The organism is Nocardia acididurans (genome assembly GCF_016741815.1).
GTDB lineage: Bacteria > Actinomycetota > Actinomycetes > Mycobacteriales > Mycobacteriaceae > Nocardia > Nocardia acididurans.
Genome location: NZ_JAERRJ010000008.1, coordinates 305,979 through 329,107, shown reverse-complemented (window position 1 = coordinate 329,107; position 23,129 = coordinate 305,979). Strand labels below are relative to the sequence as shown.

The window sequence follows — 23,129 nt, the reverse complement described above, 5'->3', positions numbered from 1 at the left end:
TCGCGAATTATCGGGCGATGATCCGAACATGACGCTGGCGCGGCGGGCCGTTCCTACACTCCGAACTATGACAGTGACCTGGCCCGACGAGGTCGATGAGATCCTCGGCGGCGACCTGACCGCCGCCCTCGCCTACGGCACGCCCGCCGGTGGGGCGGTGGTGACAGCCGTCGCGCCCATCGGATTGCGCGACCGCGCACTCGGCACGGTGGGCTTCACCACCTCGCTCGGGTTCGGGAAGAAATTGGAGCGGATCAAGCGGAACCCGAAGGTGGCGTTGGCCTTCCACGCCCGCGAGCACGGTCTGGGCGATCCGCTGAATCGCCGCTACGTGCTGGTGCAGGGCACCGCGACCTTCGATGCGCAGCCGGATCGGGCCACGCTGGACCGGATCGGCGAGCAGGCCACACCGTATCTCGGTGCGCCCCGGCGCGGCCCGTTCTGGGATCGCTGGCTCAGCGCCTACTACGCGGACCGCGTGCTGGTCACCGTGGCCGTGCATCGCGTCGTCGTCTGGCACAACCTGGGTGCGAACAGCGAGCGGGAGGTCTACGGCGAGCCGCTGCCCGCCAAGGATGCCGCGCCGCAGTTCCCGCCGGCCAAGGGGACGGGTCCGCGCGTGGATGCCGGGCGGGCGGGCAGACAGGCGGCGAAGCTGCCGCATCACCTGCTGGCCTACGGTCAGGACGACGGGTTTCCCGCGGTACTCCCGGTGAGCGTGTCCGGGGCGACGCCCGAGGGCCTGCGGTTGGTCCTTCCGAAATCCGCGCCGGAGGGCGGGCGGCGCGCGGGCCTGCTCTCGCACTCCTATCGGCCCGCGCTGGTCGGTCTCGAAACCCGTCAGCACACCGGCTGGGTCGAGGTCACCGGACGCGACGCCCTGTACGCGCCGCATACCCGCGCCGGTTTCGTCGCGCCCCCGAACAAGACGCTGCTGCTGCTCGGCAACGGGTTCATGGCGCGGCGCGGCCTGAAGCAGGCCACCGAGCAGGGTCTGCTGGATTCCCTGCGCGCGGATCAGGCGTTGTAGATCGCCTGCGCCAGTTCGGCTTTCACCACCTGGAACTCGGGCGTGGCGGTGACGGCGAGGTCGCGGACCCGGTCGGGTGCGTCACCGGGCAGCGCGATGCGACGGTCGACGATGACACGGCCGGGGCGGGCACTCATCACCAGCACCCGGGTGGACAGGAACACCGCCTCCGCCACCGAATGCGTCACGAACACAATGGTTTTCCCGGATTCCCGCCACAGGCGCAGCAGTTCGACCTGCAGCCTCTCCCGGGTGAGGGCGTCCAGTGCGCCGAACGGCTCGTCCATGAGGATGATGCGCGGATCGTTCGCCAGCACGCGGGCGATCTGTGCGCGCTGCTGCATGCCGCCGGAGAGTTCGTACGGCCGCTTGTCGCCGGAATCCGCCAGCCCGACCAGCCGGAGCAGCCGGTCGGATTCTGTGCGGCGCGTCTTGCGTTCCACGCCACGGCATTTCGGCCCGAACTCGATATTGCCGCGCACCGACAGCCACGGATACAACGTGGGGGCCTGGAACACGACACCGCGGTCGGGACCGGGCCCGGCGATCGGGTCCGCACCGACCCGCAGTGCGCCGCCGCTGGGTTCCAGGAATCCACCCAGCAGGTGCAGCAGGGTGGTCTTCCCGCAGCCGGACGGGCCGACGATGCTCACGAACTCGCCCGGCTCGATGACCAGATCGGTGGACGAGAGCGCCACCGCCGTACCGGAAGCGGTGTCATAGGTTTTCGACACACCCGTCAGGACGACCCGGTCGAGCCCTCCCGCCACCGCGGTCACCGGCCGCCCGCCACCGTCGCGGCCTCGGCATACGGTGCGCCGGTGTACTTCTCGGGTGCGGCCAGCCCCTGCACCTCACCCTGGCTCAACAGGAACTGCGCCGAACTCTGCAGATCCGCGCCGAGTTGCCGGCCCAGATACGCGGTACCGGCCTGCGCGGCGGCATCCACGAACACGTATCCGGCCAGCTGCTTGCGCACCTCCGTCACCGGGATGCCCAGCTGTGCGGCGATATGGGTGGCAGCGCCCTCCGGATCACTCGACAGCTGCCGCACCGCCCAATTCTGTACGGCCGTCCATACTTCGAAGAACGTCGGATTGGCGGCGACGAAGTCGGCGCGCGCACCCGCCAGATCGAAGGTCGGCTTACCCGCCTTCGCGGTATCGGCCGCGGTGGTCACCACATGCCCGTTCCGTGTGAGCTCCGACAGTGTCGGCTCCCAGATGAACGCCGCGTCGATCCCGCTGTCCCGCCACGCGCCCAGGATCGCGTCGGGCTGCAGATTCACCAGCGTCACCTCACGGTCGATGCCGGCCGCCTGCAATGCGCCCAGCAGACTGTAGTGCGAGGTGCTGGCGAACGGCACCGCGATCTTCTTGCCGCGCAACCCCGCCACCGAGGTGATCGCCGGATCCTTCACCACCAGCGATTCCGCCGCCCCGATCACATCGTGCACCCACACCACCTTCAGGTCCAGATGCAGCGGAGCCGAAATCGCCCGTGCCGCAGCGGCACTCCCGAGCAGTCCGAGATCGAGCGAGTTCGCCCCGAACGCCTGAATCACCGTCGCCCCGGACGCGAACCTGCTCCACGTGATGTTCGCGTTCGGTAGGCAGGTTCGCAGCACCCCGGTGTCCTTGACGATCAAATCCCCATTGGGAATGTCCTGATACCCGATCCGCACTGTGCCGGTGTAGGTCTCGTCCACCGCCACCGGGCATGCCACGGTTTCCCCGGTCGCCCGGGACTGATCCTCGCGCCCCGACTCCACGCAGCCCGCCAGGGCCACCGTCATTGCGGCGGCCGTCGCCACTGCCACGAATGTGCGCTTCACGCTTTTCCTTTCCAGGGCACGGCGACCTCGCCGGCCCACTTGATCACCGCGTCCAATACGAGTGCGGTGATCCCGATGACGATGACGCAGGCCATGGTCAGCGGCGTATCCAGCCGCTGGCCCGCCACATAGGCGAGCCCGCCGATCCCGGGTATCCCGTTGTTGAGTTCGGCCGCGACCACCGTGGTCCACGCGAATCCGACAGCCACCCGAACGCCCCCGATGACGTCCGGCAGGGTCGCGGGCAGCAGCACCCGCGTGATCACCTGCCGTCGATTCGCCCCCAGCGAGCGCGCCGCATTGACCCGATCCGCCGAAACCCCCTGCACCCCACTGATGGTCGCGATCACCACGGGCGGAAAGGCGGCCAGGAACAACAGCCAAACCTTGGAGGTGTCCCCGATTCCGAACCACACGATGAGCAGCCCGATGTACCCGAGCGGCGGCAGCATCCGCAGAAAATTGAGGAACGGTTCCACGATGGCGCTCACCGTCCGCGACGTGCCGAGCACGAAACCCACCGGCGGCCCGAGCGCTACGGCCGCCCCCGCGCCGACGGCGATCCGCTGCAGGCTCGCGACCAGATGCTCCCACAGGAAGTAGTTCTGCTCTCCGCGCACCTCCCGCGGCACCCCGGGCGCGATCTCATGCCAGGAGTTGGCCCGCACGAACGCCTCCCACACCGCGCCCGGCCCCGGCAGGAATCGCGCGTCCACCAGCCCGGCGGCGCTGACCGCCCACCACACCGCCACGAACACCAGCAGCGATGCCACCCGCACGGCCACCCCGCGCAGCCGCCCCGCCCCGGCTCCGGGACGCCACCGCCGCCCGCTCCGGGCGGCCGCACCGATATCCGCACTGCCGCCACCGATCCCGGTGTCCGGCACCGCGACGGTCGATGTCCGCGTCACCCGTGCACCACTCCTCTCGGCGTCGATCTCCTCCGCAATGGCCCGAGCCGGAACCATCCGGGGAGATCATCACCGCGCGCGAGGGGCGCGAACACCTACTGGATCAGCGTGATTCGAATACCGGCTCGCGCACCGGTTCGCTGTCGGCCACCGGCATGCGGGCGTCGACGGCGAGGCCGAGCAGGCCGACCGCCAGACAGCTGCCGGTGATGATCCACTGGCCCGTGGATGCGGTGCCGGTGAGCGCGTTGCCCAGGAGCACGGTGCCGATGGTGCCGGGGATGATGCCGAGGAAGGTGGCTGCCAGGTACGGCCACAGGCGTACGGAAGACAGTCCGGCGCAATAGTTCACGACGGAGAACGGCGCGAAGAAGATGAGGCGCAGGGAGCCGACCGCGAGCCAGCCGCGGCGCGCCAGGCGGGCGTCGACTGCTTGAACGGCGGGGTGGGTGAGGCGGGCGGCGACGTGGTCGCGGTCCAGGGCGCGGACCAGGAGCAGGGCCAGCACGGCGCTGAGCGTGGTGGCGCCGATGGCGATGGTGAGGCCGAGGGCGGGACCGAAGAGCATGCCCGCGCTGAGGGTGAAGATGGTGCGGGGAAAGGGGGCGACGCAGACGACGGTGTGCAGTGCGAAAAACACCAGGGGCAGCAGGGGGCCGACGGAATCGGCCCAGTCGCGGATCTGGCCGGCGGTGGGGTGCGGGATGAGCGCGGCGGCCACGAACAACCCTGCGACGCCGAGGATGAGCGCGAGGGTGCGCGGCTCGAGGAGTCGGCGCAGTCGGATCCGGAGGGTGTTCGGCACCGAGTCAGGGTACCGGCCGTGTCGTGTTCGCCGACGACACGCGGGTTGTCGTGCGGAGGTGCGGGGGCTTACCCGCTTGTTGGCGCGTTGCCAAGTTACCGGCCGGTAGTGCATGCTCGGCGGAAGCGATCGGGGAGTGCCCGCTAGCATCAGGGGAAAGACAAGGAATGCTCGTTAACCGAATAGGTCGCTGAGCTGTGCAAATGCACTGCAAACGGACCAAGCGGTTGGTGGGTGGGAGAAGGAACAGCAGCATGCCGATTGCTTCAGACTCGGACACCGATTCGGTGCCCGAGTATGCCGCCTGGCGCAAGGGTGTCGCCGGGGTGCTGGCCAAGGCCCGCAAGGTGGATGTGTCCGAACTGCCGGACGAACCGGAGAAGCTGCTCGCGGTCAAGACCTATGACGGGTTGACCGTCAATCCGCTCTACACGCGTCGTGACGAGCTGCCCGAGCAGCCGCTGCCGGGCGCTTTCCCGTTCGTGCGCGGCGGTGACGCCACCCGTGACGTGCATCGCGGCTGGTTCGTCAGCCAGAAGTTCGGCGGTCCCGAGGCCGCCGAGGTCAACCAGAACATTCTGTTCGCGCTGGAGAACGGCGTGAGCGCGCTGTGGCTGGCCGTGGGCGAGCGCGGCGTGCCGGTGGCGCAGATCCCCGCCGCCCTGGCCGGTCTGCTGTTCGACCTGGCCCCGCTCACGATCGAGGCGGGTAAGGACGCGAACGAGGCTGCCGCCCAGGTCTTCTCGGTGCTCGACGGCTACGCGGCCGCCAACCGCAAGGACATTCGGGTGCAGCTGGGCGCGACCCCGCTCACCAGTCTGTTCGCCGGATCCGACTCCGTCGATCTGGACAGCGCGATCGCGCTGGCCCAGCAGGCGGTGGCCCGCCCGGAGACGGTGCGCGCGATCGTGGTGTGCGGCGTGGCCTTCCACAGTCACGGCGCCTCCGACGCCCAGGAGCTCGGTGCGGCCGTGGCCGCCGGTCTCGAATACCTGCGCGCGCTCACCGACGCGGGCGCGGATATCGCGGATGCGCTGGGCCAGCTGGAATTCCGGCTCGCCGCCACCGACGACCAGTTCGCCACCATCGCCAAGTTCCGTGCGGCCCGGCGTCTCTGGGCCCGGGTGGCGCAGGTGTGCGGCGCGCCCGCCTTCGGCAATGCCCCGCAGCTGGCGGTCACCTCCCCGGCCATGATGACCCAGCGTGACCCGTGGGTGAACATGCTGCGCACCACCCTCGCCGCCTTCGGCGCGGGCGTCGGCGGCGCGGATACCGTCACCGTGCTGCCGTTCGACAATGCCCTGCCCGCAGGCGAACTCGACGTGTCCAAGGCGTTCTCCGAGCGTATGGCCCGCAATACCCAGCTGCTGCTGCTCGAGGAATCACACCTGGGCTTCGTGCAGGATCCGGGCGCGGGTTCCTGGTATGTGGAATCGCTCACCGATGAACTCGCCGCCAAGGCGTGGGAGTTCATGCAGGAGATCGAGAAGGCGGGCGGCTACCTGGCCGCGCTGCAGTCCGGTCTGCTCGCCGAACGCATCGGCGAGACCAAGACCACGCGCGATTCCGATGTGGCGCATCGTAAGCTGGCGGTCACGGGCGTGAACGAGTTCCCGAACCTGGGCGAGAAGCCGCTGTCGGAGCAGGCTCGCGCGCGCAGCTCGGCCAATGCCTACGGCGCGGCCTTCGAAGCCCTGCGCAACCGTTCGGACGCCTATCTGGCCGCTAACGACGCGCGCCCCAAGGCCCTGCTGGTGCCGCTGGGACCGGTGGCGGAGCACAATGTGCGTGTCACCTTCACCGCCAACCTGCTCAACTCGGGCGGTATCGAAACCGTCAACCCGGGAGCGGTCGACCTCGCCGGAATCGGCGCGGCGGCAACCGAATCCGGTGTCGCGCTCGCCGTCCTGTGTGGTTCCGACGCCCGCTACGGCGCGGAAGCCGGTGCGGCGACCGAGGCCCTGCGCGCGGCGGGTGTCACCACCGTGCTGCTGGCGGGACCGGAGAAGGCGGTCGCGGACCTCACCGGCGCGCAGCGTCCGGACGGTTTCGTGACAGCGCGGATGGACGCGGTGGCGGCCCTGTCCGGCCTGCTCGAAAAGCTGGGAGCCCCCGCATGAACGGTCAGGCCCGGAGGCGGCAGCGAAGCGTAACCACGCAGGGCCCCGGTCGTGCGGAGAGGACACAGTGATGAGCGACATCAAGCATCAGATCGGCAATTTCGCCGAGATCCCACTGGGCGAACCGGTCGAGGCGAGCGCCGAGACCACCACGGTGGAGTCCTTCGTCGCCGAAGCCGCCGCGGCCAACAACTACGCGCCCGAGCAGCTGAACTGGGCCACCCCCGAAGGTATCGACGTCGCACCGGTTTTCACCAAGGCCGACCGCGATGCCATTGTGGCCGAAGGCTATCCGCTCGACAGCGTGCCGGGTATCGCGCCGTTCGTGCGCGGTCCGTACCCGACCATGTACGTGAACCAGCCGTGGACGATCCGCCAGTACGCGGGCTTCTCCACCGCCGCGGACTCGAACGCCTTCTACCGCCGCAACCTGCAGTCGGGTCAGAAGGGTCTGTCGGTCGCCTTCGACCTGGCCACCCACCGCGGCTACGACTCGGACCACCCGCGCGTGACCGGCGACGTCGGCATGGCCGGTGTGGCCATCGACTCCATCCTGGACATGCGGGAACTGTTCGATCACATTCCGCTGGACCAGGTCTCGGTCTCCATGACCATGAACGGCGCGGTGCTGCCCATCCTGGCGCTCTACGTCGTCGCCGCCGAGGAGCAGGGCGTCAAGCCCGAGCAGCTGGCCGGAACCATTCAGAACGACATTCTGAAAGAGTTCATGGTCCGCAACACCTACATCTACCCGCCCAAGCCCTCGATGCGGATCATCTCCGACATCTTCGCCTTCACCTCCGCGAAGATGCCGAAGTTCAACTCCATCTCCATCTCCGGCTACCACATCCAGGAGGCCGGTGCCACCGCCGATCTGGAGCTGGCCTACACCCTCGCCGACGGCGTGGAGTACATCAAGGCCGGTATCGACGCGGGTATGGAGGTCGACAAGTTCGCGCCGCGCCTGTCGTTCTTCTGGGCCATCGGCATGAACTTCTTCATGGAGGTCGCCAAGCTGCGCGCCGGCCGCCTGCTGTGGAGCGAGCTGGTCGCCAAGTTCGAGCCCAAGAGCGCGAAATCGCTTGCCCTGCGCACACATTCGCAGACCTCCGGCTGGTCGCTGACCGCGCAGGACGTATTCAACAATGTGGCGCGCACGTGTGTGGAGGCCATGGCCGCCACCCAGGGCCACACCCAGTCGCTGCACACCAACGCACTCGACGAGGCGCTGGCGCTGCCGACGGACTTCTCCGCCCGCATCGCCCGCAACACCCAGCTGCTGATCCAGCAGGAGTCCAACACGACTCGGCCCGCCGACCCGTGGGGCGGCTCGTACTACGTCGAGTGGCTCACCCATCAGCTGGCCGAGCGCGCCCGTGCCCACATCGCCGAGATCGAGGCGCACGGCGGTATGGCACAGGCGATTTCGGAGGGCATTCCGAAGCTGCGCATCGAAGAGGCCGCCGCGCGCACCCAGGCGCGCATCGACACCGGGCAGCAGCCCGTGATCGGCGTCAACAAGTACCAGGTCGAGGAAGACACCCCGATCGAGGTGCTCAAGGTCGAGAACTCGCGCGTGCGCGCCGAGCAGAACGCCAAGCTGGTGAAGCTGCGCGCGGAGCGCGATACGGCCGAGGTGGAGCGGGCGCTGGCCGAACTGACCCGCGCCGCAAGCTCCTCCGAGGGCGGCATGGAGAACAACCTGCTCGCCCTGGCCATCAACGCCGCGCGCGCCAAGGCCACCGTCGGTGAGATCTCCGACGCGCTGGAGAAGGTCTACGGCCGCCATCAGGCCGAAATCCGTACGCTCTCCGGCGTTTACCGTGAGGAGGCCGGCAAGGTGACCAATATCAGCAGGGCCATCTCCCTGGTCGAGGCGTTCGCCGAGGCCGAGGGCCGCCGCCCCCGCATCCTGGTCGCCAAGATGGGCCAGGACGGCCACGACCGCGGCCAGAAGGTGATCGCCACCGCCTTCGCCGACCTCGGCATGGACGTCGACGTGGGCCCGCTGTTCCAGACTCCCGAAGAGGTGGCGCAGCAGGCGGCGGACAACGACGTGCACATCGTCGGCGTCTCGTCGCTGGCCGCTGGCCATCTCACGCTGGTGCCCGCCCTGCGGCAGGCGCTGGCCGATGTCGGGCGTCCCGACATCATGGTCATCGTCGGCGGCGTCATCCCGCCCGGTGATTTCGACGAACTGCGCGAGGCCGGGGCCGCGGCGATCTTCCCGCCCGGCACCGTCATCGCCGACGCCGCCATCGATCTCATCAAGAAGCTGGGAGCGTCTCTCGGCCACGAGATCGGCACTGGCGCGGCCGAATGAGCGACGCGCCATGGGCAGCCGAGGGCGGCGCGATCCACCCTCGGCTCGGCACCACCGCAGGAGTCGGGTTGCCGGGCAACCGTTCCCGGCCCGGCGCGGAGAGCGGCGGCTCGGGAGCTCGGGCGGTGGGTAGTGGCCCACCGGCCGGGGGTCCGGCTGCGGAGAGCGGTGGCTCGGTGAGCGGTGAATCCACGGCGGTGAGCGGGGGAGCGGCTGCGCCGAAGTCCGCGGCTGTACGCCGGATCGACGTCGACGACCTCGCCGAGCGGGTGCGCGACGGTCAGCGGGCCGCGTTGGCCCGCGCCATCACCCTCGTCGAATCCACCCGCGCCGACCACCGCGATCTGGCCCAGCAGCTGCTGCTGAAACTCACCCCCGACGCGGAGCGGGTGGTGTCCAATCGTGTTGGTATCACCGGTGTTCCGGGTGTCGGGAAGTCGACCTTCATCGACGCGCTGGGCATGTACCTGATCGGCGAGGGCCATCGGGTGGCGGTGCTGGCGGTCGATCCGTCCTCCACGCGCACCGGCGGTTCCATCCTCGGCGACAAGACCCGCATGGCGCGGCTGTCGGTGCAGCGCGACGCCTACATCCGCCCGTCACCCACCGCGGGCACGCTCGGCGGCGTGGCCAAGGCGACCCGCGAAACCATCGTCCTGATGGAGGCCGCCGGGTACGACGTGATCCTCGTGGAGACCGTGGGCGTCGGCCAATCCGAGGTCACCGTCGCGAATATGGTCGACGTCTTCTGCTTCCTCACCCTCGCCCGCACCGGCGATCAGCTGCAGGGCATCAAGAAGGGCGTCCTGGAACTGGCCGACCTGGTCGCGGTGAACAAGGCCGACGGCAAGCACGAACTGGAGGCCAAGGCCGCCGCCCGCGAACTCTCCGGCGCGATGCGTCTGATCCATCCGCGTGAGTCCCTGTGGCATCCACCGGTTCTCACCATGAGCGGCCTGAACGGTCAAGGGCTGGACAAGTTCTGGGATACGGTGCTCACCCACCGGCAGGTGCTCACCGAGGCGGGCGAATTCGCCGAGAAGCGCCGCCGTCAGCAGGTCGACTGGACCTGGACCATGGTGCACGACAACCTGCTTCGCCGTCTCACCGACAACCCGAACGTGAAATCGTTGCGCTCCCAGGTGGAGAAGCAGGTCCGCGACGGCTCCCTCACCCCGGCCCTGGCGGCCGAGGAGATCCTGCGCGCCTTCGACGCCCGCTAGCGGCACGCTCCCACGGCGAGGTCGCCGAGCGAGCATTCGGCGGTGCGCGGGTAGTACGCCCCCATCAGCGCCTCGGCATGTGCCGGGCCGCTGTCGGGGGCGACGTTCTGGATCGCGGGGGCGAAGTCGCCGGCGGGCAGCATGTTCCGGAACAACAGCAGATGCTTCGTCTCCGGATGTTCCAGCGACCACGGTACGAAGGTCGCGCCCGGAATCGCCTCGACGGCCGCGCGTTGCGACTCGTCGGCGACGACGTAGGTGTAGTTGCCCGAGGCATCGAGTGCGGTCTGGGTGTCGTCGCGGCAGCCGACATCCACCGAGCCGTCGGGCAGCGTATTGCGCACGACCGGGCCGGGCAGCACGGCCAGCTCGGAGCAGAGCGAGAAGTAGCGCATATCGGGTGACGGGACCGCGGGCGCCTTGCCGCGGACCACGATCACCCGGCCGTCGGCGGGCCGGGTCACTCCCGCCGCCAGATAGGCGATGTCACCATTGGGGAAGAAGCCCGCGCCGGTGACCCTGGTGAACGCACTCGTCGGATTGCGGGGGAGTCCGACCTGCGGGATCGCATCGAGCGCGGCGGTGATCGCCCCATTCGTCGGACCGCCGACGCACGAGCCGAGCGTCCGCGTGGCTCCCTTGCCGTTGAGCGTCACCGACGGGAGTGCCACGGCCTCCGGGCCGCCCTCCGGCAGGTAGACGCGATAGATCAGGAAGCCGATGCCGCCGGTGACGCCCGAAGGCGCGAGCGGCAGTGTATTGGCCTGTCCCGCTTGCGCATCCGGCCGGACGGTGACCGTGAAGGTGTCGCCGCCCGCGTCCCGGACGATCCGGGAGTCGGGCAGCGCCGAATCCAGTCCGCCCGCACTGAAATTGCTCAGGGTCCGGTCGTAGGTATTGAACGACATGTAGCGCGCGTCCGGGAAAGTCCCTGTGACAGTGATGCTCGTATCCGGGCCGACCTCGTACGGCAGGATCCAGTACGAGGCCGCCGAATCCGGGAACGCGACATTGAACTGGTCCAGCGTGCGCGGCGAGAGTTCCTGTCCCCACGAGCACGACCCGCTGCTTCCGGTATCGGCGTCCGCGACGCCGGTCAGCAGCGCGGCTCCCACCCCGGCCGACGCCAGCACACTCATCACCGTCAGCCCACGCGAAACCATGAGCACACGGTAGAGGATGCACTAACGATTCGATAGTTCACGGTCCGCGGCCGCGAGCACACCGCCGAACGCGAAGGTGACCACCGGTTTCATGAGCAGCCTGGTGAGCGTGTCGGCGGCGAACGGCGCGGCGATCTGCCCGGTGGTCGTCCAGGTCACGCGGGTGCCGCCGTCGACCTCGGTGAAGGTGAGCGCGCCGCCCTCGTGCCGGGACGGCGGGAAGCTGCGTTCGACCAGGTAGCCGAAATCGTGCGGTGGGTTGTAGCTGGTGATGCGTTCGCGGAACCAGCCGATCACCCAGGTCAGGACCCGTACCGCGTCGCGGCCGTACGGTGCGTCGGTGCCCTTGCGCGCCAGGCGGTTTCGCAGCACGACCCGGGAGCGCGGATAGTTCTGCGCGTTCGCCAGCCAGTCGAAGACGGCGGCGGGCGGGGCGGCGATGACGCGTTCGACGGTGATGGTCTGCATGATTGTCCCCTCCGAGCGGCGAACCGGCTGGTCGTGCCGCTCTACTACAGTCCATAGTACTGATTGTCACCGATCGGTGGCGGGATTCCCGTTCATACGTTCTGGTCGGTTGGCCCGGCGTACCGTGGGGTACCCCATCCCGCAGAGACGGTATGTGACGCGATCGGTTGACGTGAGCCGGTCCGTACCCCAGCGGACGGCTCGAATCTCTACACGCGGCCCGGAGGAGATGGTGGCCATGGGGTGGGATGTCGCAGCACGGGCGATGACCGTGATCCTGATGTACATGAGCAGATGGGGTGTGTTGCCGCCCATGTCGTTACGGCCCTGACCCCGGCGGCGGGTGACGGGCGTCGGCGCGGAGCCGATGCCGGGTGTGGCTACGCGGTAGCGTGATCCGATGAGAACCCGTGCGGTGCGCCTGCTTCCGGGGCTCGCGCAGTTCCGCGGCTACCGGCCGGATTGGCTGCGCTCGGACGCACTCGCCGGAATCACCGTCGCCGCCTATCTGATTCCGCAGGTCATGGCCTATGCGACCGTGGCCGGGCTGCCCCCTGTGGTCGGTTTGTGGGCGGTGCTCGGGCCGCTGGCCGTCTACGTCTTCCTCGGCACCTCGCGGCAGTTGTCGGTGGGGCCGGAATCGACGACGGCGCTCATGACCGCGGTCGCGCTGGCCCCGCTGGCGGCCGGTGATCCCGGTCGGTACGCGGCGCTGGCCGCCGTCCTCGCCCTGCTGGTCGGCGTGATCTGCGTGCTCGCGGCGGTGGCGCGGCTCGGGGTGCTCGCCGATCTGCTGTCGAAGCCGGTGCTGGTGGGCTATCTGGCCGGAACCGCCGGGATCATGATCGCCAGCCAGCTGGGCAAACTCACCGGTGTGCCCGTGGACGGCGAGACCATCCCCAGCCAGCTGCGCTCCTTCGCGGACCGGATCGACGAATGGCACTGGCCCACCACCGTGCTCGCGGCGGTGACGCTCCTCGGGCTGCTCCTGCTCGCCTGGCTGGTGCCGAAATTGCCCGCGACACTGCCGGCGGTGCTGGCCGCCACCCTGGCCGTCTCGGTGTTCTCGCTGCAGCAGTACGGAATTCACGTCGTCGGCACCATCCCGTCGGGGCTGCCGGTGCCCGGTATCAGTTCGGTGGCGGGCGAGGATCTGGTGCGGTTGCTGCTGCCCGCCGTCGGCATCGCGCTGGTGGCCTTCTCCGACAACGCCCTCACCGGACGCGCATTCGCCACCCGGCACGGCACCCAGGTCGACGCCAATCGCGAACTCGGGGCGCTGGGCGCGACCAATCTGGCCGCCGGTGTGTCGCACGGCTTTCCGGTGAGCTGCAGCGGCAGCCGCACCACCATCGCCGATGTGTCGGGTGCGCGCACCCAGCTGTATTCGGTGGTCACGCTGGTCGCGGTGCTGATCGTGCTGTTCGGCGCGCGCGGGATCCTCGCGGCTTTTCCGACCGCCGCGCTGGGTGCGCTGGTGGTCTACGCCGCCCTGCGGTTGATCGACGTCAAGGAGTTCCGCCGCATCGCGCGATTCCGGCGCAGTGAGCTCGTGCTGGCCCTGAGCACCACCGTCGCCGTCCTCGCCTTCGGTGTGCTCAACGGCGTGCTCATCGCCATCGGATTGTCGATCCTGGACCTGCTGCGCCGGGTCGCCCGCGCCCACGACGCCATCCAGGGGTTTGTTCCCGGACTGGCGGGTATGCATGATGTAGACGACTACCCGAACGCGAAACTCGTTCCCGGACTGGTGATCTACCGTTACGACGCTCCGCTCTGCTTCGCCAACGCGGAAGATTTCCGTCGACGCGCGCTCCTGTCGGTCGAGCAGTCGGACGACGGAGCTCCCGTGCGATGGTTCGTCCTCAATGCCGAGGCGAATGTCGAAGTGGACCTCACCGCTCTGGATGCCGTCGCCCAGCTGCGCGCTGAAATGGAGTCACGCGGAGTGGTTTTCGCCATGGCGCGGGTCAAACAGGATCTGCGCGAAGCCCTGGACGCCTTCGGCCTGACCGAGCAGATCGGCGAGCACCGCCTCTACCCGACCCTGCCCACCGCCCTCGCCGCCTTCGAAGGCGAGACCGGCGCGGACGTACCGGATGATCGTCCGCAGTACTGAATCCTCGCGACCAGCACCGATATCCGGGATAATCGAGGTGTGGCCGCTCCAGCAGGGGATCCGGTCCCCGAAACCGCCGAGGCGAGCACCGCGCCGACCACCACCGAAACGAGTCGCGAGGCGCGCTGGTCGGTGCGGGAGAACGACCTGCGCCACAGTGTGGCCGACGCGGCCGTCTTCACGATGGGCTCCGGGGGAGTCGGAACACCCGCCGCGCCAGAGGAAGCCGATCCCGCCACCCACCCCGGCATCCTCGTCGCGGGCGTCTACGCGGGCGACGGCCCGGCCCAGCACCTCCTCGAGGGCCCGCGCTGGACCGGAATCGGCGTCGACCCCGCACCCACCGCCACCGCCTGGCGACTCGACCTGTATTCCGGTGTCCTGCACCGGGAGGACCGCGACGGCGATTTCCGGAGCCTGCGTTTCGCCTGTGCCGACCGCCCCGGCGTGCTCGTACTCCGCACCGAATCGGCTGCCGCCCAGCTCACTCCGGGCAGGCCGCTCGAGGACCCGCCCGTCGACCCGGAGGTCGGAGTGCACGAGCTGCCGATCGATTCACCGGCCCCGGAGGCGCCGGGTCACGGCATGTCGAAGGCACGGGAGTCCGGCTCACCGCATGCGCGGCGGGTACTTCGCGTCGAATCGTCCTGCGGCGCCATTGTCGCCGCGGCCGATCAGTGGCGGAGCGGCACGTCGCGCGGGCAGCGGGTGGAGCGGATCGCGGTGGCCGCGGCCGATCCGGGGGACCGCCCGGCTGCCGCGGGAGTGCTGCGCGACCTGCGGCGTGCGGTGGAGACCGGGATCGACGGTCTGCTGGCCGAGCAGCGCCGCGCGTGGGCGCGGCGGTGGGCCACGGTGGGGATCGACCTGCCCGATGATCCGGAAAAAGAACTGGCCGTTCGGTTCGCGCTATTCCAGCTGTGGACCAACGCGGGCGCACACGGCGACAATGCGGTGGGCGCGCGTGGGGTGTCCGGGAGCGGGTATCTCGGCCACGTGTTCTGGGATACGGACATCTACGTGCTGCCCGCACTGGCGAGCATGGATCCCGATGCCGCCGAGGCCATGATCCGATACCGCCTGAACCGGCTCGACCCCGCGCGGGCACGCGCGCGCACCGAAGGCCGTCGCGGAGCCCGGTTCCCATGGGAATCGGCGGCGCTGGGCGTCGACGTGACACCGCGGGCCGGATTCCTCGGTGGCACACCGGTTCCCATTCTCACCGGGACCGAGGAAGAGCACATCACCGCCGATATCGCCTGGGCCGTGCATCATTTCGCGGAATGGACCGGCCGTCGCGACTACCCGGAGACCACGGCGCGCGATCTGATCGTGGAGACCGCGCGTTACTGGGCCTCCCGGGTGCGCGTCGACCCCGCCGGCAGGGCGCATATCGACCGGGTGATCGGGCCCGACGAGTATCACGAGACCGTGGACGACAACGCCTACACGAATGTGATGGCCCGCTGGAATCTCCGCCGTGCCGCCGCGCTCCTGCCCCGGAATCCTGCGGAGGCACGCGAATTCGAGCAGTGGCGGGAGCTGTCGCATCGGATCGTCGACCAGTTGCATTCCGATGGTCGCTACCAGCAGTTCACCGGATACTTCGAGCTGGAACCGCTCACCGCGCCCGCGCTCACTCGCCAACCCGTCGCCGCCGACGTACTGCTGGGCCGCGACCGGGTCACCGCCTCCCAGCTCATCAAACAGCCCGATGTGCTGATGCTGCACCACCTGGTGCCCGACGAGGTCGCTCCCGGCTCGCTCATCCCCAATCTGGAGTTCTACGCCCCGCGCACCACCCATGGCTCCTCGCTGTCGCCCGCCATCATGGCATCGCTGCTGGCGCGGGCGGGGCGCGCCGACGAGGCGCTCGACATGCTGGTTCCCGCACTGCGATTGGATCTCGACGACCGCACCGGCTCCACCGCGGGCGGCCTGCACATGGCCACCCTCGGCGGTGTCTGGCAGGCGATGCTGTTCGGTTTCGCGGGTGTGCGGGTTCGCGACGGGGTGCTGAGCATCCACCCGCATCTCCCGCGACGCTGGCCGCATCTGGGCATCGCCTTCCGCTGCCTGGGCCGCCGCGTTCGCCTCGAACTCACCCACACCGGCGTGGGCATCACCGTCGACGGACCGATCGAGGTGGCCGCCGGAGGCCACCCGGCGGTACTGGTCAGCGGCGAATCCTGGTGGCCCGCAAGGAAAGAACCACGCTCGTGAACCACATTCCGGTGCGGTCGACAGACGATGCCCTCGCTGTCGCCGCCGCCTTCGAAAAAGTGCTGGGCATCCCGCTGTACGCCCTGCCGTCGGAGACGACCGATGACGAATTCCTCGTCGCCCTGCGCGAACCGGGAGCCACCCTAGGCGTGGTGGAGCCGGCGGACGGCGTCTGGGAGTTGTTGCGGCGCTGCACGGTTCCGCTCGTCGTCGTCCCGGCCGACAACCGCGCCGGGCAGCAATCCGGCGACTACGCGGTCGAACGCGTGCTGGTGCCCCTGGAGGGCACCGACGAATCCGTGCGCGCGGTGGCCCGCACCGTGCGCCTGTTCGACGACGCCGGTGTGGAGATCATCGTGCTGCACGTCTTCGACGAGACCACCGTGCCCGCGCACTGGGATCAGCCCGCGCACGAACGCACCTGCTGGGAGCGCGGATTCCTGGCCCGCTTCTGCCGCCCGTACTTTCCCGGCCGCTGCCCCGAACTGACCCTGCGCGCCGGCGGCCCCGGCGAACACATCGCCGACGTCGCCGCCGACGGCACCGATATGATCGTGCTGAGCTGGTCTCGCGAACTGCGGCCCGGCCGCGCCCGGATCGTGCGCGAAACCCTTGCCACGGCGTCGGTTCCGGTCATGCTCATCCCGGCGGCCGCGTCGGGTACGGTCGCCGCCTGATCCGGCTAGCGCGACGAGGACTGTCCCGTGCGCAGTTTCGAGGCGAGCACGGCGGCCTGGGTGCGCCGCTCCATCCCGAGTTTCGACAGCAGCCGCGACACATAGTTCTTGACGGTCTTCTCCGCCAGGAACATTCGCTCGGCGATCTGCCGGTTGGTGAGCCCGTCGCCCAGCAGATCGAGCAGTTTGCGTTCCTGGTCGGTCAGCCCGGTCAGCGGGCCGTCGGCCTGGGTGCTGTGCCGCAACCGCTGCATGAGCACCGCCGCCGCCCGATTGTCGAGCAGCGACCGGCCCGCGCCGACCTCCTTGATGGCCTTGGCCAGTTCCATCCCCTTGATGTCCTTGACCACGTACCCGCTGGCCCCGGCCAGGATGGCGTCCAGCATGGCCTGCTCGTCGGTGAACGAGGTCAGGATCAGACAGCGCAGATCATCCAGGCGGGACAGCAGCTCCCGGCACAGCTCGATGCCGTTCCCGTCCGGCAGCCGCACATCCAGCACCGCCACGTCCGGCCGTAGCGCGGGAATCCGGGCCAGTGCCTGCGCGGCGTCCGCGGCCTCCCCGACCACCGTGAGATCCGGATCGCCCTCGAGCAGATCGATCAGCCCGCGGCGCACGATCTCATGGTCGTCGACGAGAAACACATTGATCATGGCCACATCCGATCCCGCGAGGAGAGTGTGCACCCAACATATCGCCGCACCCCGCTCTCCGGGCATGGTCCAAAGTCCCTAATCGGTCGCTCGGGCGATGGATCGCCCGCCTCCGGCCTGGTTTGCGGCGGGTCCGAGATGGCTACCGTTGAAGGTGTGAACGTAGAGGTGACGCCGCTACCCGGAATCGGTGTGCGCAAAGAATTTCCGCTGAAGGGGGCGAAGCGGCGGATCGGGGTGATCGACCACCGGGACGGCACCATCGAACTGGTCGTGTCCAAGCCGGGAAAACCGCATCTCGTCGACCGGATCCTGCTCTCGCGCGCGGAGGCGGCGGTGCTGGCGAACCTGCTGGGCGCCCCGCAACTGGTCGCTCAGCTGCGCGAGGAACATCGGGAACTGGGCGGAGTGATCACCCGTCAGATGTCGGTGCCGCCCGGTTCGCCGTACGACGGCCGCGTCCTCGGTGACTCCCAGATGCGCACGCGGACAAAGGCGTCCATTGTCGCCGTACTGCGCTCCGGACATCCGGTGCCGTCGCCGGAACCCGACTTCGTGTTGACCGCGGGCGACATTCTGGTGGTGGTCGGCACCGAGGAGGGGCTGGCGGCCGCCGCGGGGATACTGGTGGACGGCTGACCCGTTCCCGATAGGGTCGGGTTCTGTGAACGTAGAAGTAACACCGCTGCCCGGGATCGGGGTACGCAAGGAATTCGAGTCGACCGGCTCGCATCGCCGCGTCGGGGTCATCGATCACAAGGACGGCACCCTCGACCTGATCGTCAGCAAACCCGACAATCCCGATGCGACGGAACAGATTCCGTTGTCCCCCGAAGAAGCCTCCACCCTGGCCAACCTGCTGGGCGCCCCGCAACTGGTGGCCCAACTGCAGGAGGAGCACCGGGAACTGGACGGCATCACCACCCGCCAGCTGTCCATTCGCGGTGGTTCACCCTACGACGGCCGCATGCTGGGCGAGACCCAGCTGCGCACCCGCACCAAGGCTTCCATTGTCGCGGTGCTGCGCGCCGGCCAGGCGCTGCCGTCGCCGGGACCCGAATTCTTGTTCACCGCAGGCGATGTGGTGATCGTTGTCGGCACCGCGGAGGGCCTATCGGCGGCCGCCAGAATCCTGACGGACGGCTGAGTAGATGGTTGCGCAGGAAACCGCGCTCGCATTGATCCAACTGGGCGCGGTGTTCTTCGGTTTGGGCCTGCTCGGCCGCCTGGCCGCCCGAATCGGTATGTCCCCCATCCCGCTCTACCTGGTCGGCGGTCTGATATTCGGCACCGGCGGCGTCATCGAATTACGGCACGCGGACGATTTCATCCATCTGGCCAGTGAGATCGGCGTCGTGCTGCTGCTGTTGCTGCTCGGATTGGAGTACAGCGCCAGCGAACTGGTCACCGGCATGCGCAAGTCCTGGGCGGCGGGCGTACTCGACCTGGTGCTCAACGCCACGCCCGGCGTCGCGGTGGCGCTGTTCCTCGGCTGGGGTTTCACCGGTGCGATCGCCATGGCCGGTGTCACCTTCATCTCCTCCTCCGGCATCGTCGCGAAGGTCCTGGGCGATCTGGGGCGCCTGGGCAACCGCGAAACCCCGACCATCCTGTCGATTCTGGTGTTCGAGGATCTGGTCATGGCCGCGTACCTGCCGGTGCTCACCGCGGTGCTGGCCGGGGTCGGCTTCGCCGCCGGTCTGACCACGCTCGGCATCGCACTGGCCACGGTCACCATCGTGCTCGTCATTGCGCTGCGCTACGGCCGGTTCGTCTCCATGATCGTCGACAGCGACGATCGAGAGATCTTCCTGCTCAAACTGCTCGGTTCGGCGCTGCTGGTGGCGGGTGTGGCCTCCGCGCTGCAGGTTTCGGCCGCGGTGGGCGCGTTCCTGCTCGGCATCGCCATCTCCGATTCGACGGCGCACAATGCCACCAAGATCCTGGAGCCGCTGCGCGATCTGTTCGCGGCCCTGTTCTTCGTGCTGTTCGGCCTGAGCACCGACCCGCGCACCATTCCACCCGTCCTGGGCTGGGCGCTGCTGCTCGCGCTGGTGACCACGCTGACGAAGGTGGCGACCGGTTGGTGGGCCGCCGCCCGCGCGGGCTCGTCGAAGTACGGTCGGGCTCGTGCGGGCGCGGCGCTGGTGGCGCGCGGCGAATTCTCCATCGTCATCGCGGGTCTGGCGGTCGCGGCGGGCGCGGTCCCCTCCGAATTCGCCGCCCTCGCAACGACCTACGTGCTGCTGATGGCCATTCTCGGCCCGATCGCCGCACGGGTGGTGGAACCGGCCCTGGTCTGGCGGGACCGGCGCAGAACCGTCAGCTGACCGGAAGCCCGAATACCCGGGCCGCGTTGTCGTGGCAGACCTTGCGCAGCCAGTCGTCGCCCAGTTCCAGGCGTTCCAGGGCGTAGAGCGCGTGGCTGTAGGTGTAGGGGATGTTCGGGAAATCGCTGCCGAACAGAATGCGGTCGGCGAAGTCCCGCAGCCGGCCGCGTTCTGTGGCGGGGAACGGATCCGCGGATTCGAAGAAGTCGGTGAAGTTCATGGTGGTGTCGAACAGCACGCTGTCGTACGCCGCGGCGATATCCAGGAACTCGGAGTATTCGGGCGCGCCCATATGCGCGATGATCAACCGCAGCCTCGGGAAGCGCTTCATCAGATCGGCGATGGGCTCCGGTCCGGTGAAGGGCCCGGGGGCCGGACCCGATCCGCAGTGGATCAGGACCGGTATCCCCGCCTCCTGGAGTTTTCCCCACACACCCGTCAGCAGTGGGTCGCCGGGATGGAATCCGCCGACCTGCACATGCACCTTGAAGATCCGGGCTCCGGCCTCGATCGCGGCCTCCGCATAGGACGCGACGTGATGTTCCGGGTAGAACGTGGCCGTGTGCAGGCAATCGGGCGTGCGGGCGGCGAAGTAGGCGGTCCACTCGTTGAGCCAGGCGGCCATATCCGGTTTGTGGGCGTAGACAAGCGAGGTGAAGGTCCGTACCCCGAAGCCCCGCAAGGTCTTCAGCCGCACCTGCTCCTCGTCGCGGTAGACGATGGGCCATTCGCGGGCCGTCAGCGGTCCCGCCGCGTCGAAGTACTGCCACACCTTGCGCATGACCTGATCGGGCATGAAATGCGTATGGATGTCGACGATTCCGGGCAGGCCCAGCCGGTCGCGGAGTCCGGCGATGTAGTCACCGTCGGCATCGCGGGTCACCGGGCCTCCTGCGGCGGGTAGAGCGTGCGGGCGAAATCGCCGACGCGCGTGACGAGACGGTCGAAGAACTGCTCGGGGTCGGTGCCGATCACGATGTCCGCGTTGGGTTCCCGCTCCCACATTCCCGCCCAGTCGGCCACCGTGGTGGCCCGGGTGATGGTCCCCGCGAGCTCCACGTCGACCGTGGCGGGCCTGGTCACCGCGAGCCCCGGATCCAGGGCGACGGCCGCCGCGAACGGATCGTGCATATGCGCCAGATACCCCTGGTCGTAGAGCAGATGGAAATCGAAGTAGAACCGCACCGCATCGGTGAAATGCCGGATGATCGGATTACTTGCCGCCGAACGCCATTCGGGCCCGTCCTGCGGCCCGACCGTCTCGGCCGGGACGCTGCCCGCCCGATCCGCCAGCGCCACCAGGTGTTTGGGATACATCTCGATGGTCTCGGTGATGTCGAGCGCGCACACGATCGGCCGCCGATCGGCCGGCGCGGCGGAGAAGGCGTCGAACACCTCCTTGGCGGCCTCCGGGTCCACGTGCACATTCCATTCATTCGTCGGCGTGGTGTTGCCCGGATGGTTGAACGCGCCACCCATGATCACCAGCCGGTGCAGCAGCGTCGGCAGTTCCGGCTCGAGCCGCAGCGCGAGTGCGAGATTGGTGAGCGGTCCGGTGCACAGCCCGACGATCTCGCCGGGATGCGCGCGCACCAGCTCCACCCACATCCGCGCCGCCGACCGATCCGACAGCGCCCGTGCCGATTCCGGCAATTCGGCGTATCCCACACCCTGTGGCCCGTGGGTGTCCTCGGTGGTGCGCAGTGCGATGGCGAGCGGTTGCGCCGCACCCAGGGCCACCTCGATATCCGGCGCGCGGCACACGTCAAGCCAGGCCAGGTTGTTGGCCGCCACCCGATCGGCGGCCACATTGCCCGCGGTGGCGGCGATTCCGACGATCTCGGCCTCGGGGGAGGCCAGCAGGTAGAGCAGAGCCAGCGAATCGTCGATGCCGGTGTCGACGTCCATGATGATCTTCCGCTTCACGATTCGAGACTAGCCGCCGCCGTTCAGTACACCGGCAGCACGTAGTCCTCGGTCTGGTCCAGCATCTTCATCATGACCGGGCGCATGACCCGGGTGGTCATGAGCTTGCCCATCAGCTGTGCGGCCTTGAGCCCGAATTCGGTGTTGGGCAGCATCATCTTGATGCCGCCGCCGGGCAGCTCCTTGGCCTTGGCCAGGAACGGCGTCACGATCTCCTCGTAGCGGGCCTGCGCCCCCGCGAGATCGCCCGGGGTGGCGGCGATCTCGCCCGCGAGGACGTACGCGCCCACGATGGCCATGGCGGTGCCCATCCCGGTCATGGGGGAGCCGCAGAAACCCGAATCGCCCAGCAGGGTCACGCGTCCGGCCGACAGCGTCGGCATATCGATGCGCACCAGCTCGTCGAAGTAGAAGTCGGGCGTATTCGCCATCCCGGCCAGGATCTCCGGGGCGAGCCAGCCCGCGTCGGCGAGCATGTCGCGGATGAGCTGCTGCTGGGCGGGCACATCGCGGCGCAGTGCCGGATCCTGCTCGGTGCGCAGCGTGATGATGGCCTTCGAGGTGGCCGGATCGGCGTCGGCGCGCACACCGACCGACGCCTTGGGGCGGGCGTGCATGGTCATCCAGTGCGGATCCACCCCGGCGGGGGAGGGGATGGTGTAGAAGGACATGTATCCGCCCAGGTAGGTGGCGAATTCCTCGTCGGGGCCGAAGGCCATGCGACGGGTGGCCGAGTGCACGCCGTCGGCGGCGACCACCAGGTCGAAGCGCTCGGTGGCGCCGGAGGCGAAGGTGACGTCCACGCCGGTGTCGTCCTGCGCGAGCGCGGTGATCCAGTCGCCGTAGCGGTAGTCGAGATCGCCTCCGGCGGCGGCGATCTCGGTGAGCAGGACGTCGTTGAGGTCGCCGCGGCTGATCTCGATATCGGCGACCGGGCCCTTGCCGCCGAACATGTCGGCGTCCATGCGGTAGACCTCCGCGCCCTTGCGGTCGACCAGCACCATAGCCTCCTCCTGGAGCTGGTGCTTGCGGATGCCCTCCATCAGGCCCATGGCCTCGGCGACCCGGCGGCTCGGCCCGCGCAGGTCGACGGCCTGCCCACCCGGGCGGGGAGCCTCGGCTCGCTCGACGACGGTGACGCCCGCTTCGGCGCGAAGCAGTTGCAGCGCAACGGCATTGCCGGCGATGCCGCCACCGGCGACGAGGATGCGGAGGGCGGAGGTGGTGGTGCTCATTGTCGGACTCCCTAGCGGTGAAGAACGCCTGTCTAAGACATATGTCTAACAGACCCTCGCACGATTGTCTAGAACAAATGTCTAAGACG

At 68.8% G+C, this 23,129-nt stretch carries 20 protein-coding genes; 10 read left to right on the top strand and 10 right to left on the bottom strand.

Features of this window, described 5'->3' with window-relative positions:
* Positions 1-67 precede the first annotated feature (67 nt).
* Complete coding sequence (locus JK358_RS22525) at positions 68-1,030, top strand: pyridoxamine 5'-phosphate oxidase family protein (protein WP_201949894.1); 963 nt, start codon at positions 68-70, stop codon at positions 1,028-1,030.
* Here the strand turns inward: JK358_RS22525 and JK358_RS22520 are convergent.
* The 4 genes from JK358_RS22520 to JK358_RS22505 all read right to left on the bottom strand — a co-directional run bounded on the left by JK358_RS22520 (position 1,018) and on the right by JK358_RS22505 (position 4,580).
* Positions 1,018-1,809 (bottom strand): ABC transporter ATP-binding protein, encoded by a 792-nt coding sequence (locus tag JK358_RS22520; protein ID WP_201949893.1) that lies wholly within the window; start codon positions 1,807-1,809, stop codon positions 1,018-1,020. The two genes, JK358_RS22525 and JK358_RS22520, sit on opposite strands and share 13 nt — an antisense overlap.
* On the bottom strand, positions 1,806-2,864 hold the full coding sequence (locus JK358_RS22515) for a taurine ABC transporter substrate-binding protein (protein WP_307817677.1): 1,059 nt from the start codon (positions 2,862-2,864) through the stop codon (positions 1,806-1,808). Before JK358_RS22515 ends, JK358_RS22520 begins: the two co-directional genes overlap by 4 nt.
* The gene (locus JK358_RS22510; RefSeq protein ID WP_372440697.1) at positions 2,861-3,775 is read right to left on the bottom strand and encodes an ABC transporter permease; all 915 of its coding nucleotides are present in this window, start codon (positions 3,773-3,775) and stop codon (positions 2,861-2,863) included. Before JK358_RS22510 ends, JK358_RS22515 begins: the two co-directional genes overlap by 4 nt.
* A gap of 103 nt (positions 3,776-3,878) precedes the next feature.
* On the bottom strand, positions 3,879-4,580 hold the full coding sequence (locus tag JK358_RS22505) for a TVP38/TMEM64 family protein (protein WP_307817676.1): 702 nt from the start codon (positions 4,578-4,580) through the stop codon (positions 3,879-3,881).
* Positions 4,581-4,834: 254 nt separating this feature from the next.
* Between JK358_RS22505 and JK358_RS22500 the strand changes: the two genes are divergently transcribed.
* From JK358_RS22500 to meaB, 3 genes are all read left to right on the top strand, one after another.
* Complete coding sequence (locus tag JK358_RS22500) at positions 4,835-6,700, top strand: methylmalonyl-CoA mutase family protein (protein WP_201949890.1); 1,866 nt, start codon at positions 4,835-4,837, stop codon at positions 6,698-6,700.
* Positions 6,701-6,770: 70 nt separating this feature from the next.
* On the top strand, positions 6,771-9,023 hold the full coding sequence (gene scpA / locus JK358_RS22495; RefSeq protein ID WP_201949887.1) for a methylmalonyl-CoA mutase: 2,253 nt from the start codon (positions 6,771-6,773) through the stop codon (positions 9,021-9,023).
* 197 nt (positions 9,024-9,220) lie between these two features.
* A complete protein-coding gene (meaB, locus tag JK358_RS22490; RefSeq protein ID WP_201950258.1) occupies positions 9,221-10,246 on the top strand; it encodes a methylmalonyl Co-A mutase-associated GTPase MeaB in 1,026 nt (341 codons plus the stop codon).
* Here meaB and JK358_RS22485 read toward each other — a convergent pair.
* Positions 10,243-11,409, bottom strand: a complete 1,167-nt coding sequence (locus JK358_RS22485; RefSeq protein ID WP_201949884.1) for a hypothetical protein — start codon at positions 11,407-11,409, stop codon at positions 10,243-10,245. The two genes, meaB and JK358_RS22485, sit on opposite strands and share 4 nt — an antisense overlap.
* 21 nt (positions 11,410-11,430) lie before the next feature.
* Positions 11,431-11,877 (bottom strand): SRPBCC family protein, encoded by a 447-nt coding sequence (locus tag JK358_RS22480; protein WP_201949882.1) that lies wholly within the window; start codon positions 11,875-11,877, stop codon positions 11,431-11,433.
* 400 nt (positions 11,878-12,277) lie between these two features.
* Between JK358_RS22480 and JK358_RS22475 the strand changes: the two genes are divergently transcribed.
* Genes JK358_RS22475 through JK358_RS22465 form a run of 3 tightly spaced genes read left to right on the top strand, consistent with a single transcriptional unit; the run spans position 12,278 to position 16,896 of the window.
* The gene (locus JK358_RS22475) at positions 12,278-13,996 is read left to right on the top strand and encodes a SulP family inorganic anion transporter (protein WP_201949881.1); all 1,719 of its coding nucleotides are present in this window, start codon (positions 12,278-12,280) and stop codon (positions 13,994-13,996) included.
* A gap of 39 nt (positions 13,997-14,035) precedes the next feature.
* Positions 14,036-16,219, top strand: a complete 2,184-nt coding sequence (locus JK358_RS22470) for a glycosyl hydrolase family 65 domain-containing protein (protein ID WP_201949880.1) — start codon at positions 14,036-14,038, stop codon at positions 16,217-16,219.
* On the top strand, positions 16,216-16,896 hold the full coding sequence (locus JK358_RS22465; RefSeq protein ID WP_201949879.1) for a universal stress protein: 681 nt from the start codon (positions 16,216-16,218) through the stop codon (positions 16,894-16,896). Before JK358_RS22470 ends, JK358_RS22465 begins: the two co-directional genes overlap by 4 nt.
* 5 nt (positions 16,897-16,901) lie before the next feature.
* Here the strand turns inward: JK358_RS22465 and JK358_RS22460 are convergent, their stop codons facing one another.
* Positions 16,902-17,549 (bottom strand): response regulator, encoded by a 648-nt coding sequence (locus JK358_RS22460; protein ID WP_201950257.1) that lies wholly within the window; start codon positions 17,547-17,549, stop codon positions 16,902-16,904.
* Between the two features lie 156 nt (positions 17,550-17,705).
* On the opposite strand from JK358_RS22460, the gene JK358_RS22455 reads away from it, so the two are divergent.
* The 3 genes from JK358_RS22455 to JK358_RS22445 are packed head-to-tail and all read left to right on the top strand — an operon-like array spanning position 17,706 to position 19,879.
* A complete protein-coding gene (locus JK358_RS22455; RefSeq protein WP_201949878.1) occupies positions 17,706-18,188 on the top strand; it encodes a cation:proton antiporter regulatory subunit in 483 nt (160 codons plus the stop codon).
* 25 nt (positions 18,189-18,213) lie between these two features.
* Complete coding sequence (locus JK358_RS22450) at positions 18,214-18,696, top strand: cation:proton antiporter regulatory subunit (RefSeq protein ID WP_201949876.1); 483 nt, start codon at positions 18,214-18,216, stop codon at positions 18,694-18,696.
* Positions 18,697-18,700: 4 nt separating this feature from the next.
* Complete coding sequence (locus JK358_RS22445) at positions 18,701-19,879, top strand: cation:proton antiporter (protein WP_201949870.1); 1,179 nt, start codon at positions 18,701-18,703, stop codon at positions 19,877-19,879.
* Here JK358_RS22445 and JK358_RS22440 read toward each other — a convergent pair.
* The 3 genes from JK358_RS22440 to JK358_RS22430 are packed head-to-tail and all read right to left on the bottom strand — an operon-like array spanning position 19,872 to position 23,040.
* Positions 19,872-20,762, bottom strand: coding sequence for an amidohydrolase family protein (locus tag JK358_RS22440; RefSeq protein WP_307817675.1), 891 nt, complete (start codon positions 20,760-20,762; stop codon positions 19,872-19,874). The genes JK358_RS22445 and JK358_RS22440 overlap by 8 nt on opposite strands.
* Complete coding sequence (locus JK358_RS22435) at positions 20,759-21,787, bottom strand: nucleoside hydrolase (protein ID WP_201950255.1); 1,029 nt, start codon at positions 21,785-21,787, stop codon at positions 20,759-20,761. The genes JK358_RS22440 and JK358_RS22435 overlap by 4 nt, the downstream gene beginning before the upstream one ends.
* 41 nt (positions 21,788-21,828) lie before the next feature.
* Complete coding sequence (locus JK358_RS22430) at positions 21,829-23,040, bottom strand: FAD-dependent monooxygenase (protein WP_201949869.1); 1,212 nt, start codon at positions 23,038-23,040, stop codon at positions 21,829-21,831.
* Positions 23,041-23,129 lie beyond the last annotated feature (89 nt).

Coding starts and splice junctions, on each gene's coding strand:
- JK358_RS22525 (WP_201949894.1), top strand. CDS start 68: ATGACAGTGACCTGGCCCGACGAGGTCGATGAGATCCTCGGCGGCGAC.
- JK358_RS22500 (WP_201949890.1), top strand. CDS start 4,835: ATGCCGATTGCTTCAGACTCGGACACCGATTCGGTGCCCGAGTATGCC.
- scpA (WP_201949887.1), top strand. CDS start 6,771: ATGAGCGACATCAAGCATCAGATCGGCAATTTCGCCGAGATCCCACTG.
- JK358_RS22485 (WP_201949884.1), bottom strand. CDS start 11,409: ATGGTTTCGCGTGGGCTGACGGTGATGAGTGTGCTGGCGTCGGCCGGG.
- JK358_RS22480 (WP_201949882.1), bottom strand. CDS start 11,877: ATGCAGACCATCACCGTCGAACGCGTCATCGCCGCCCCGCCCGCCGCC.
- JK358_RS22475 (WP_201949881.1), top strand. CDS start 12,278: ATGAGAACCCGTGCGGTGCGCCTGCTTCCGGGGCTCGCGCAGTTCCGC.
- JK358_RS22460 (WP_201950257.1), bottom strand. CDS start 17,549: ATGATCAATGTGTTTCTCGTCGACGACCATGAGATCGTGCGCCGCGGG.
- JK358_RS22445 (WP_201949870.1), top strand. CDS start 18,701: ATGGTTGCGCAGGAAACCGCGCTCGCATTGATCCAACTGGGCGCGGTG.
- JK358_RS22435 (WP_201950255.1), bottom strand. CDS start 21,787: ATGGACGTCGACACCGGCATCGACGATTCGCTGGCTCTGCTCTACCTG.
- JK358_RS22430 (WP_201949869.1), bottom strand. CDS start 23,040: ATGAGCACCACCACCTCCGCCCTCCGCATCCTCGTCGCCGGTGGCGGC.